The following is a 12,852-nucleotide window of genomic DNA, read 5'->3' on the forward strand; positions in this document are numbered from 1 at the left end:
ATCAATCTATAGCAAGGCCATCGACCATGAGCTTTACCGGCAAAGCCGCTGAAAATCGTATTCGCAATAATCTGCGCTCAAGTTTTGTTGAAGAACCTGCAAGATCCGTCTTTGAAGCCGTCTTTAGCGGAGTAACACCGCAGGAGATTATCATCAGGGCTGAAAAGCTATACCAAGATGCTTTTTCTCTCGCAAGGAAAGGAGCGCCGGATGAAAAACATATAACATACTGGCCAGCAGATGTATTGGAACCTCCAATCAGAGCGTTCCTTGACACTTTGGATCAGCTCGAGAATATCGCTGATAAGAACGATCTGGCCACATTCTGCCGTGCCGTCAAAGAACTATACCCCCCTGATGACGATAATCGAAGGGAAGAAGGCCGCGTTTTCAGCGAGGCATCTACTGAATTGAGGAAAGAAAAAGAACAGGGGAACACAAGATCTCGCTAAACTGTCACAAAAACTTCACAATCCCCGGATTGTCGCAATTTTATATATCCTTTAAAATAGGAAGGTTAGGCTGTTGTTAACGTCATGCGTGTCTTTGCAAGAAGTTCACAAACCGTTAGCACGGCATAAGTAGGAAGACCTACCCGAGGGGGAAAAGGTTGTCCATGCTCGACGGGCCGTTCGAGGGATTCATCCAGCAGCTCAACACGGATGATGTTCCGCCGACGGCGAGGGAGATTGAGTGCCTTCGTGTCGCCTACCGGATCTTCACTCCGGCAATCAGCATCCGAAACGCGGAATCAATCGCCGCAATCGGGCGCTACAGGAGTGAAACCTCGAACTACTCGCACACGGAACGGGCCGCAGGCATCCGTCTTCTGGTGCTGTTCCTGACCCTGCGGGCGCTCGCTGTCTGAGTGACCTGCCCCTTCTGACGCGCTGGCTCTCATAGCAACGCGCCCCGGCGGCCCTCCCCTTGTCTCTTCGGAGCGGGGGAGGTGTCCGTCATATTTTCTACTTCTTCTTTCCTGCTGGCTTCTTTGGCTTCTCCGCAGCTTTCTGCAGCTTGTCGATCTCATCGCGCAGGTGAGCCGCTTCTTCAAATTCCAGATTCGCCGCCGCCGCCAACATCTGCGTGCGCAGCCGCTCGATATGCGCCGCCAGATCCTTGCCGGAGAATTCAGGGATGGAATGATCCCTGTTGATATCCACCGTATAATGATCCTGCTCGTAAACGCTCTGCATCACGTCATGGATCGTTTTCTTCACCGAAGCCGGGGTGATACCGTGCTCGCGGTTATATTCAGACTGCAGCTTACGCCTGCGTTCGGTTTCATCGAGCGCCGCCTTCATCGAACGTGTGATCTTGTCTGCGTAAAGAATCACCTTGCTGTCCACATTGCGTGCCGCGCGGCCGATCGTCTGGATCAGCGAGGTTTCCGAACGCAGGAACCCTTCCTTATCCGCATCCAGAATCGCCACCAGTCCGCACTCGGGAATATCGAGACCTTCGCGCAACAGATTCACGCCGATCAGCACGTCAAACTGGCCAAGACGCAGGTTACGGATGATTTCAATACGCTCCAGCGTATCCACGTCTGAATGCAAGTAACTGACTTTGAGCGCCGCCTCCTGCATATATTCAGTCAGCTCCTCCGCCATGCGCTTTGTCAGCGTCGTCACCAGCACACGGTAGCCCTTCTTCACCTGCTCATGGCATTCGGCCATCAGATCATCCACCTGCGAAGCCACAGGCTTAATGATGCACGGCGGATCGATCAGCCCGGTTGGGCGGATGATCTGCTCCACGACCTTGCCCTTCGTCTGTTCTATCTCATATTTACCGGGCGTCGCGGAAACGAAAACCGTCTGCGGACGCATTCTATCCCATTCCTCAAATTTCAGTGGACGGTTATCAAGGCACGAAGGCAGGCGGAACCCATGATCGCGCAGTACGGTTTTGCGCGCATAGTCGCCATTATACATGCCGCCGATCTGCGGCACGGTGACATGGCTTTCATCGATGAACAAAAGCGCGTTCTTCGGCAGGTACTGAAATAATGTCGGCGGCGGATCGCCCGGCCTGCTGCCGGTCAGGTGGCGCGAATAATTCTCGATCCCCTTGCAGGTGCCCGTCTCCATGAGCATTTCAAGGTCGAACATCGTGCGCTGTTCCAATCGCTGCGCTTCCAGTACGCGGCCGATGGAATGGTAATATTCCAGCCGCTCTTTCAATTCTTCCTTGATCGAGACAATGGCACGCTCGAGCGTCGGACGCGGCGTAACATAATGGCTGTTGGCATAGACATTCACCGCATCGAATGTGTGCGTCTTGTTCCCCGTCAGCGCATCGAACGCGGTAATCGACTCCACTTCATCGCCGAACAGCGAAACCCGCCATGCCTGGTCTTCCAAATGCGCCGGAAAGATATCCACCGAGTCGCCACGCACGCGAAACGTGCCGCGGTGGAAATCCAGATCGTTGCGCTCATATTGCAGCTCGATAAGCTTCTTGAGCAGCAGCGTACGGTCGATTATCCCACCCTTTTTCAGCGTCAGCGTCATATCCGAATAAGTCTCCGCCGAACCGATACCGTAGATGCAGGAAACCGAGGAGACCACGATTACGTTATTCGGATTTTCCAGCAGGCTGCGCGTGGCCGAATGGCGCATGCGGTCGATCTGTTCGTTGATCGAAGAGTCTTTTTCGATGAATGTATCACTCTTGGCGATATAGGCTTCCGGCTGGTAATAATCGTAATAGGAAACGAAATATTCCACGGCGCTGTCCGGGAAGAAGGATTTCATCTCGCTGTAAAGCTGCGCGGCCAGCGTCTTGTTGTGCGCCATGATCATGGCCGGGCGCTGGGTCTGCTCGATCACGTGCGCCATCGTAAATGTCTTGCCCGATCCGGTTACACCAAGCAATACCTGGTCACGCGCATGCGCGTTCGCGCCCTCCACGAGCTTGGCAATAGCCTGCGGCTGGTCTCCTGCGGGAGTATAGCTGGAACTGATCTTGAACATAAGAGAGGTAGAATACCGCCGAAAGCCTTACTTTGCAAGCGGGAGAGGTTTAGGGACACCCAGACTGCCGAAGCAGAAGATAGTATCCTGGAACGGTCGCCAGCCGTTCATCTTTTTTTAACGCAAGTCAGCGTGCGAGAATTTTGGAGAGCAGCACCTCAGTAATCCTGAAGTACGAAGCATCCTCCATCCTGCAGCGCTCAAGGAATCCCTGTCCCTGAAGGCGCCCAAGCTCTCGCAAGAGACGCTCAGGGTGAGAAAGGTAGGCAATAGCAAAATACTCGTATGCCGGCACCTTGCTCACGTCTTGGTACTTGTTCCGGGGAAAGTGCTCTCCAACCCAGGAGAAAAACTTCTCCTCGTTGAGAAGCTCTTTCTCTTCGATCTTGTTACCCTCCTGCCGGATGAACAACTCGATCAGCCAGAGAAGACTATCCAGAGCAAGTACGCGAAGATAGGGACGGAACTCGACAGGGAATCGTTCGCCGGTCACGTGGTTCCTTTTCTTCCAGCACCGAAATGGTGCATTGGGCATTGTCTTGCCGCGACCGCAAATTCGCGCAGCCGCAAAACCGGATGCAGAAAACCTATTGGTTTGCCGCAAACGGGTGTATCTCGGTTATTGTATCACATTGACTCGTCTTTTTTCTATTACCCACTGCAACTGTCACAAAAACTTCATAATTTCCTGTCTAGAAGACAACCTCATAAATTTGTTAAAATAAAAACGGTTTCGCTGTTTTCAGCCTGTTTTTCCAACCCGAAGGGAGATTTCACAGGACTGACCTCAGCGTGCCGGAAAGCAATTTCCGCAATCCGAAGGGAATCAGAACCATGTCCGACCAGGACACGACCGAGCAGGACTTCGAGATCAAGGTGACGGGACGTACCGAAGGTGCCCTGTCCGAGAATGCCCGCGCCGCGCTCACTGCGCGTCGGGAGCGGCTCGCGGCAGACGCCAAGAACCGCACCACGGCCACGGAGCTGCGCGGCTACGCCGGCAGCCTCCGCAGTCAGGCCGACGAGGCGGAGCAAACGGCGAACGAGATCGACCCGACCAGCGCTGTCACCAAGACGGAGTCGACCACGATCGACCCGCAGACCGTCACCGCCGCCATCACCTTCGCGGCGGAGATCGTCGCCATCGTGGGCTTCATCGTCCGCAACCGGCGGCGGCAGCGGTACCTGCACATCTGATCCCTGCGGGGCGCTGTGACAACGTCGTCCAGCGCCCCCCAGTGACGGCCACCTCCCCGAAACCCCTCCGGGTTCTCGGGGAGGTGTTCCGTTATGATTAATTCTACTATGTTTGGAAATAGAGGGTTGATGCCTGAAGAAGATCGCGATCATCTGTTAGATGCGGCGAAGGCTAGACTTGCTGCACTCGCTGCGGCAGGCGCCGCTCTGGTTATCGCAGGTATGAAGCGAGACAAGGGTGAGGTCGACGAGGTAACGGGAGAGCTTCCGAAGAAGAAGAAGCTTTTCTCACCCCCTCGCCAGCTCAACTTCTTCATTCCATGCGACGTGATGCCCGAGGAACCATTCGTTAGCAAGTTAACGATCACGCCAACTGGAGAACCGATCATCATCAACTACATCTACATACAGATGCCACGCCGCTTCCTAGACAGGAAGTTCTGGATGTGACCATCTGTTGAACCTTGCGGCGCCTGAAAACGACATCAGTCGCCGCGTAACGAGCCCTCCCCGAAGCCCTCCGGGTTCTCGGGGAGGTGCTCCGTTATGATTGATCCCACTATGTTTGAGAATAGAGGATTAATGCCTGAAGAAGATGCTCAGGAACGCCCGACTAAAGATCTGGTTCGCGGCATCGCCATAGCAATCGTCAGCGCCGTGTTCATCCTCATATTCCCCAAACGCGCTCTTCGTCGCCTCCTGCGCAACAAGCAGCAGTCGCGTTGATCGCTGCGGCGCCTGACAACGATATTAGGCGCCCGTGACAGACACCTCCCCGAAGCCCTCCGGGTTCTCGGGGAGGTGTTCCGCCACAACGCAATACTTATACTTTATTGCTTGTCATTCCTGCAGACGCAGGAATCCAGCCATCTTGTTGCTCTGGATGCCAGCTTCCGCTGGCATGACACTCTAAGAAAATATGGAACAAAAGCGAAGCCAGTAGGCTGAGCCCTTTAGTCGCCGAAGGCGTCAGGCTCATTGCGAAGGCCAGCAGGCCGAAGCAGGAGTGAAACAACTTATCCTCTACTTAAACGCCGCCACAATACCGATAACAGCCGGCCCCAGAATAATCAGGAACAATGCAGGCAGCAGGAACACGATCAGCGGCACGGTGATGAGCGCGGGCAGACGTCCGGCTTTTTCTTCCGCGCGCATGAGACGCTGGGTACGGTAATCTTCCGACATCACACGCAGCGTATCGGTCAGGCTGGTACCGAACTTTTCCGACTGCAGCAGCGCCGTGACGAGCGCCCGGAAAGCCGGAAGGCCGTTGCGTTCCGCAAGGTTATTCAACGCCTGGGCACGGTCGTTAAGCAAGCTGAGTTCAACGCGGGTGCGGTTCAATTCCTGGGTAATATCCGGATGGGCACGCCCCAGCTCTTTACATACACGTAAGAGCGCACCGTCCAGTGCAAGGCCGGATTCCACGCAGGCCAGCAGCAGGTCGAGCGCGTCAGGAAATGAACGCTGCAGCATCTGCTTGCGCTTTTCCTGTTTATTCTTGATCAGCAGATCCGCACCGAAAAGCCCGCCCATCGCAATCAGAAGTGCGATGATATAATCCAGCATTGCAGCATCGTCGCGTGTCGCAATCAGAATCGCCACCAATACAAACACCACCGACAGCACACGCGTAAAGAACAGATAATAGATTGGTGCGTCGGGCGATTGAATACCGGCCTGGTAGAAACGCAGCTGGTTATTGACGCGGAATGCCTCCACATCCATGCCGATGGCCTTGAACATGGAAGCCAGAAACACCGCGAGCGCCGCAGGTTCTCTTTCCGAACGCAGCGATTCAAGAAAATAATCGTTATCCGTATCATTGCCGCCACCGCCTGTATCGCGGTCTTCGCGGAGCTTCTTAAGACGCTCGGACGTTTTGGCTTTTCCCGAAAACAGCACTGCCCCCAGAATGGACAGCAGGAATACAACCGCAGCAACGACGACAGGAAGCAAGGTGTTATTTTCCATTACATCCTCTCCCGCACCGTTAAGCTATAGCTATGTTTGCGATCCATGTGCAGCCTGCCTATATGTCAATGTCGATCATCGCGCGGATCACGATCTGCGAGATAACGATGAGTGTGCATGCCGCCCCAAGGATAATATTTCCCGTCAGCGTCGTGAAAAGCGGATCGAGATAGGAGGGCGTGATATAATAAAGCGCGCAGAATTCCACGACCGGAATACCGCCAAGAATATAAGAAGTCGCGCGGCCTTCCGAAGTCATAGCCCGGATTTTTGCACGCAGCTGTTTACGCTTACGGATAATGGAGGAAAGGTTCGTCAATACTTCCGTAAGGCTGCCGCCAGTCTCCTGTTGCACGGAAAGCACAACCACGAAGAAATCCACGTCCTGCAATCCCAGACGAGACGACATGCGCTTCAGTGCTTCCGGCAGCGTACGTCCGTAAGATACCTCGTCCGTCACCTGCTTGAACTCGTCGCGGATCGGACTGTCCATATTCTCGGTAATCATGCGCATCGCGGTGTTGATAGGGTGACCGGAACGCACGCTGCGTACGATCAGATCCACCGCATCGGGGAACATGTCGAGAAATTTCTGGTTACGTTTATTGATCCTGCTGTTCAAATATTTGCGGGGCACGAGATACGCCAGGATCAGGCCAATCAGAATGGCAATCGCTCCGAGATTATGCAGGGCGAAAATAGTTCCGAAAAATAACGCTATCGTAAAAAAGATAACCAGCGCGCGCTGTTCCCACATGCCCGAACGCACGAGCAGGTCGCGCGTCTGGCGGACACCCGGCAGATTATAGGGGAACGAAGCGGCATCGCCCGGACTGTATTTCAGAAGCTGGTCATAGCTGACTTCCTGTCCGACCGTCGACGCACTGTCCCGGCTATCCTGCATGATGCGGCCGAGCAGCGCCTGTTTGCGCTGGGACTCATCGCTCGAAAGCAGCTTCAGCGCAGCCACGAGGCAGATCACGAATACCGATCCCGCCGCTGCCGCCGGAAGCAATATGTTATCCATGATGCCGGCCCCAAGGATTATTGATATGTTTAGTGTTCATAATTAACGATATATTAAGCACTTGCAACGTGAAATATACCAAACCCCCGTTAAGATTTCGTTAATGGCGCCGCTGCTTCTAGTCTTGTATGGCACGGCATCGGAGCGAGGAGAGATATTTCTATGGTAGTGCGACTTTTTTGCCGCAAACTACACGAGGATCAGCCGCACGTAATTAATAGCTTATACGTAGTATCCTTGCTGCCCAGATACACCTCGTTATCGCCTTTCTGCAGTGGCGCGCTGTATACGCCACGACCCCGGCCGATCATAAGACCATTGACAATCGTGCAGAAACGACTGCCCAGATCGGAAACAACGATATTATCCTTATCATCCACGGTGATTTCACAATGCTGGCGTGAAACTATCATCGGGTTTTTATGCGATGCGATGGCCAGATGCAATTGGTCTTTGCGGTTACGCTCTCCGTCTTCCGGATAACCTCCGATGCGGAATGGCAACGCGCTCGCCGGTATTTCCACGGGCTTGAACTGTGCCCGCAGCACATCCGTACCCGGTGCAATGGTGATGGTCGCAATGTCGCCCCTGGGTACCAGCGTTACCGGAGCCTGTACTTTGGTGCGGGTAGGAAGGATCTTTTCAAACGCAAGCAGCAGCAAGGGTTTGATGATGTCCGGACAGGCTGCGAATAATTTCTGGAATTCTTCCAGCGAGACCGGTTGTAATGTTGTGTCTTCCAGCGCTACCGCCGTATAGGGCCTGAGCGCATCCGGATCGAAAATGGCCAGTTCGCCGAATGCCCTACCCGCTTCGACTTTCCCCAGACTGACCTGCGTTGCATTCTGAGCATAAGCAAGCTCTATGCTGCCCGAAGTCACTACATAAGCTACGTCGGCCACATCCCCTTCATTGAACAGGACTTCACCAGCGTTTATTTTGATCTCCGCCATACGGTTTTTCATCGCCAGATTTTATACGCGATCACCTTATTCTACCCACGCGAAATTGGCAAGGTTTCTCACAGGAGAGTACACATGCAAACATGCCTGACGAGCAGACCATCCCAACACCAAAGCACTATTATGTATATGTTTCGTGGAGGAGCGAAGCGACGACCCCGCGAGGCGAGGGGGTAAGCGTAAGCGAAGGGGGCGACGTACTCGCCCCCTTACAACAACAAAAACTATTCCACCGTAACCGACTTCGCGAGGTTTCGCGGCTGGTCCACGTCCGTGCCCTTCTGCACCGCCACATGGTATGCCAGCAGCTGGATAGGCAGTGCATAGAGAATCGGCGCAGCGAATGCATCGACCGCCGGCATCTCAATGACGGCGCTTGCGATATCCGCCAGCTCCTTGCAGCCTTTTGCGTCGCTGATCGCGATCACTTTGCCGCCACGCGCAGCCACTTCCTGCGCGTTGGAAACGGTCTTCTCGAACAGGTGATCATGCGGCGCAATGACGATCACGGGCACATGCTCGTCGATCAGTGCGATCGGACCGTGCTTGAGTTCACCGGCCGCATAGCCTTCCGCGTGAATGTAAGAGATTTCCTTGAGCTTCAACGCACCTTCAAGCGCAATCGCATGGCTCCCGCCACGGCCGATATAGAGAATATCGCGCGCGGAGGAAATGCCTGCGGCAACCTGTGCGATACGCTCTTCATTATGCAGCACTTCCACAATGCGCGAGGGCACTTCCGCCAGCGCATGGATCAGGCGCGCAGCTTCTTCATGCTTGATCGCGCCGCGTGCTTCACCGATGGCAATGGCGACGCAAGCCAGCGTAACGAGCTGCGTGGTGAAGGCCTTGGTGGAAGCCACGCCGATTTCAATACCGGCATAGGTCGGAACAACGACATCCGCTTCATGCGCCATGGTGCTTTCCTGCGCGTTCACAATCGCCATGGAATGCTGGCCAGCCGCTTTGGTGGCACGCAGTGCCGCAAGCGTATCCGCCGTTTCACCGGACTGGGAGACGAAAATAGCCAGCGTTCCGGGCACGGTCGCCACATTGCGGTAACGGTATTCGGAAGCGATATCCACTTCCACCGGCAGGCGCGTAATATCTTCCAGCCAGTAACGCGCAACCAGCGCCGCGTAATAAGACGTGCCGCAGGCTACCAGCGTAATCTTGTTGATCTTGCCAAGGTCGAACGGCATTTTCGCAAGCTCGATCTTGCCGCTCGTGAAATCGCAGAACACGCTCATCGTTTCCCCGATCACGGTCGGCTGCTCGTAGATTTCCTTGAGCATGAAGTGACGGAATTCGCCCTTGCCGACAGCGGCACCGGTCAGGCTCGTCGTCTTGACGGGGCGGGTTACTTCTTTATTGTCACGGTCATAGAACACCGCGCTCTTCGTCGTCAGCACGACCATGTCACCATCTTCAAGGTAAGCAATTTTGGAAGTATAGGGCGCGAGCGCAGTCGCATCCGACCCCATAAACATTTCGTCCTTGCCGTAACCGATTGCAAGCGGCGAGCCTTTACGCGCGGCAATCAGCAGGTCCGGCTGCGAAGCAAACACGATACCAAGCGCAAACGCGCCTTCCAGCTGTTTAAGCGTCAATGCAACGGCTTCCTTGGGAGCCTTTCCGGCTTTCAGCTGCTGGTCGATCAGATGCACGACAACTTCCGTATCCGTCTGCGAGGAAAATACGACACCCTTGTTCTGCAGTTCCTGCTTCAGTTCACGGAAGTTCTCGATAATGCCGTTATGCACGAGCGCCACGCGCTCGGTTGCATGCGGATGGGCGTTGGCTTCAGTCGGCAGGCCGTGCGTTGCCCAGCGCGTATGGCCGACACCGGTATTACCTTCCAGGCCCTTCGCATGGACAGCCTTCTCCAGGTTTACAAGCTTGCCTTCCGCACGGATACGGGCCAAACCCTGCGCGCTTGAAGTCGCAATCCCCGACGAGTCGTACCCGCGATATTCAAGCTGACGCAATCCCTGCAAAAGCCTGACCGCGACCGGTTCGTTGCTGATAATGCCTACAATGCCACACATGGTAATAATTCCTGCAAATAGTGATTAAAAAAAGAGGTGCGGATACTAGGGACAAATCAACCGTTTGACAAGTAAAGCTTTGTTACGGAATGTTACATCCGCGGCTTACATCCCGGCTTGTAAAGATATACATTAAGCAACGGGAAAAGCTCACTTTTTGAATGGGTCTTTGCCACATCCTCCGCAGGATACACAACCCGGATGCCGTTTTGAGCCAGTATCTGCTCAAAATGGAAACCTTGCGTATCGGAGATTTCATACTCGCCTTTGCCGCAAACTGCAAGCACATGGCTGATCTGGCGCTTAATCTGGCTGTTTTCCAAGGCCGCCTCGTCCGTATTGGGACCGACAATCAGCGCCGAATTGGCAAATAGCAACAGGCATACGACTCCCGCGGCGATACGGTGACGCCCGATGCGGGAAGCCAGCGCGGGAATAACCATTACGAGCGGAATCAGGGCAATCTGCGGTGCGTAACGCGCCCACCAGCTCCCGGGATTAATCAGTACGGAGATCAGGATCATGACAAGGATGGCATTCATTTCCGCATCCTTGCGGGCAGGTGTCAGCGCATAAATAAGCAATGCGCAGCAGAATATTCCCGAAAACAGCACACCCCATCCGCCAATGCGGATGTCGTTATACGCATAGAGGTCCAGCTCTTCCATATTCACGGAGAACGGAAGTTTCAGCCGCGGCTCTGCCGTTCCGCCGACACGATAGATGATGTTACCGGCACGGCTGAAAATAGATTTGACCACCCGCACCGGCGTCGAGGTATGATTCTCATTGAACGATTTCGGGCTCTGCGCTGCCACTACATCCGTCTTCTGCGCGCCGAACAATGGGTAGAGCGGGTTGCCCTCCTCCAGCATATTGCGTATATACGGATCATATCCCATGAACACGCCGCCCAAAAGCCCAGCCAGCACCATCACGTAAACAAGCTTCACACCGCCTCGAAAATCCTCTTTCGCACGGCTCCGGTACCAGCGTGAAAGCCATATGATACCATCGACCATGGCGATAATCCCAACCATGGCCGCCCCCGTGAACTTGATATTGATCAGCAGGCAGGCGGAACTGACGAAGACAAACAGGTCGATATGCCGCAACGGCGGTCTTACGCACGCTTCGGGCTCGCTGTCGGCTGCTTGGCAACGCGTGCGCCCAAGCAGCGCTACACCGGAAAACAGGGCAAGCGTCGTCAGCGATGCAAGCGCACCGTCCACATAAAATGTGTGGATCTGGGAGATGACGACCGGGTTGACACTTGCTGCCGCAGCCGCAAGCAATGCACTGCCCGCGCTGAATCCGCGCACCCTGAGAAAGCTGTAGAGATAGGCCAGCACCGCCGTCATCAGCATCACGTTGTCGATCTTGCCAAAATTGTAATTGCCCGTCCAGTGCGTCACCAGCGCCGCGAAATACCAGGTAATCTTGGGATAATGATTCACCCAAAGATCGTCAAATCCGTGCATCCACTGATAGATCGTATTGACGCCCGCCAGCAGCTGCAGAATGGCGTCCGCATGATAGGTCATGCTGTCATTGCTGGTATCGTAGAACAAATGCGCGAGCCAGAAGGCTTTCGCCAGCACCAGAACAAGCAGCGCCACAGCGGCAAGTTTTATGCACAAACGCTGTCCGCGCAGGAAAATAAGGCAGAATACCGGAACAAACGCTGCACCGCCCACCGGAATAGACCACCGCCATGCCTGCAGGTCCGCGTACAAAGACGCGATAAACAGCACACACGGAATAAACATCAGCCCCAGCAGCGAGGCAGCGATATAATCCGCTACTGCGCCGGAACGGCCATGATTACCTTCAGGAATAAAATCGCGCATAGGTAGAACTTACCCCGGCCTTAGTGACGCGTCAAATTACGCTTTTGTAAACTTATTATCCGTAATCGGTCCATGCGCGCGTCCGTGCACGAACTGATCCACATACGGATTCTTGCTGTGATATATCTCCTGCGCACGACCGATCCAGATGATCTTACCCTCATAAAGCATCGCCACGTTATTAGCGATTTTGCAGGCGCTGGCCATGTCATGCGTAATGGAAAGCGTTGTAAGCCCGAGTTCTTTCGTGCACTGGATGATAAGCTCGTTGATTACGTCCGCCATGATCGGATCAAGTCCGGTTGTCGGCTCATCAAAGAAGATAATATCCGGATTAGCGCAGATCGCGCGCGCAAGCGCCACGCGCTTCTGCATGCCGCCGGAAAGCTCAGCCGGGCGCTGCAGCGCCACTTCCGGCGTAAGCCCCACCGATTTCAGTTTCTGCACGGCCAGTTCCTTCGCCTGCGCCACGGTCATGGACTGGTTCTGGCGCACAGCAAACGTGATATTTTCCCAGACTGTTAAGCTGTCGAACAACGCACCGCCCTGAAACAGCATGCCGAATTTACGCATCAAATCTTCACGTGCGCGACCGCGTAATTGTGTCACTTCCTCGCCGTCAATCTTGATGCTGCCGGAATCGGGTTTCAAAAGCCCAAGAATGCATTTGAGCAGGACGGATTTGCCCGTGCCCGAACCACCGATGACTACCAGCGATTCGCCCTTGGGAATCGTAAGCGAAATTCCGTCCAGCACGACCTTGCTGCCGAATTTCTTATGCACGTTTTTCAATTCGATTTTGGGAGTGTCTGCCAT

General features: G+C 54.5%; 13 protein-coding genes. 5 read left to right on the top strand and 8 right to left on the bottom strand.

Annotated elements, in window-relative coordinates; genetic code table 11:
* Positions 1-26: 26 nt before the first annotated feature.
* Entirely contained in the window at positions 27-452 is a 426-nt protein-coding gene (locus tag VFT64_07090; GenBank protein HEU5047589.1) for a hypothetical protein, read from the top strand.
* 158 nt (positions 453-610) lie between these two features.
* Positions 611-868 (top strand): hypothetical protein, encoded by a 258-nt coding sequence (locus tag VFT64_07095; protein HEU5047590.1) that lies wholly within the window; start codon positions 611-613, stop codon positions 866-868.
* A 97-nt stretch (positions 869-965) separates the two neighbouring features.
* Here VFT64_07095 and uvrB read toward each other — a convergent pair whose 3' ends face one another.
* Both uvrB and VFT64_07105 read right to left on the bottom strand, forming a co-directional pair.
* Positions 966-2,978, bottom strand: a complete 2,013-nt coding sequence (gene uvrB, locus VFT64_07100; protein ID HEU5047591.1) for an excinuclease ABC subunit UvrB — start codon at positions 2,976-2,978, stop codon at positions 966-968.
* Positions 2,979-3,105: 127 nt separating this feature from the next.
* Positions 3,106-3,471, bottom strand: coding sequence for a hypothetical protein (locus tag VFT64_07105; protein ID HEU5047592.1), 366 nt, complete (start codon positions 3,469-3,471; stop codon positions 3,106-3,108).
* Between the two features lie 341 nt (positions 3,472-3,812).
* On the opposite strand from VFT64_07105, the gene VFT64_07110 reads away from it, so the two are divergent.
* From VFT64_07110 to VFT64_07120, 3 genes are all read left to right on the top strand, one after another.
* Entirely contained in the window at positions 3,813-4,175 is a 363-nt protein-coding gene (locus tag VFT64_07110; protein HEU5047593.1) for a hypothetical protein, read from the top strand.
* 129 nt (positions 4,176-4,304) lie between these two features.
* Positions 4,305-4,625 carry a hypothetical protein gene (locus VFT64_07115; protein HEU5047594.1) on the top strand — a complete coding sequence of 107 codons (321 nt, stop codon included), beginning with the start codon at positions 4,305-4,307 and terminating at the stop codon, positions 4,623-4,625.
* Positions 4,626-4,721: 96 nt separating this feature from the next.
* Positions 4,722-4,901, top strand: coding sequence for a hypothetical protein (locus tag VFT64_07120; protein HEU5047595.1), 180 nt, complete (start codon positions 4,722-4,724; stop codon positions 4,899-4,901).
* Positions 4,902-5,198: 297 nt separating this feature from the next.
* On the opposite strand, the gene VFT64_07125 is transcribed toward VFT64_07120, so the two are convergent.
* The 6 genes from VFT64_07125 to VFT64_07150 form a co-directional block, all read right to left on the bottom strand.
* Entirely contained in the window at positions 5,199-6,149 is a 951-nt protein-coding gene (locus VFT64_07125) for a type II secretion system F family protein (GenBank protein HEU5047596.1), read from the bottom strand.
* Between the two features lie 58 nt (positions 6,150-6,207).
* On the bottom strand, positions 6,208-7,176 hold the full coding sequence (locus VFT64_07130; protein HEU5047597.1) for a type II secretion system F family protein: 969 nt from the start codon (positions 7,174-7,176) through the stop codon (positions 6,208-6,210).
* A 200-nt stretch (positions 7,177-7,376) separates the two neighbouring features.
* Positions 7,377-8,129, bottom strand: coding sequence for a cyclic nucleotide-binding domain-containing protein (locus VFT64_07135; protein ID HEU5047598.1), 753 nt, complete (start codon positions 8,127-8,129; stop codon positions 7,377-7,379).
* A gap of 233 nt (positions 8,130-8,362) precedes the next feature.
* On the bottom strand, positions 8,363-10,186 hold the full coding sequence (glmS, locus tag VFT64_07140) for a glutamine--fructose-6-phosphate transaminase (isomerizing) (GenBank protein HEU5047599.1): 1,824 nt from the start codon (positions 10,184-10,186) through the stop codon (positions 8,363-8,365).
* 92 nt (positions 10,187-10,278) lie between these two features.
* Positions 10,279-12,036, bottom strand: coding sequence for a hypothetical protein (locus VFT64_07145; GenBank protein ID HEU5047600.1), 1,758 nt, complete (start codon positions 12,034-12,036; stop codon positions 10,279-10,281).
* A 36-nt stretch (positions 12,037-12,072) separates the two neighbouring features.
* Positions 12,073-12,852, bottom strand: a complete 780-nt coding sequence (locus VFT64_07150; GenBank protein HEU5047601.1) for an ABC transporter ATP-binding protein — start codon at positions 12,850-12,852, stop codon at positions 12,073-12,075.

The sequence above is a fragment of the Rickettsiales bacterium genome (assembly GCA_035765535.1).
In the GTDB taxonomy this organism is placed as follows: Bacteria; Pseudomonadota; Alphaproteobacteria; order Rickettsiales; family JABCZZ01; genus JABCZZ01.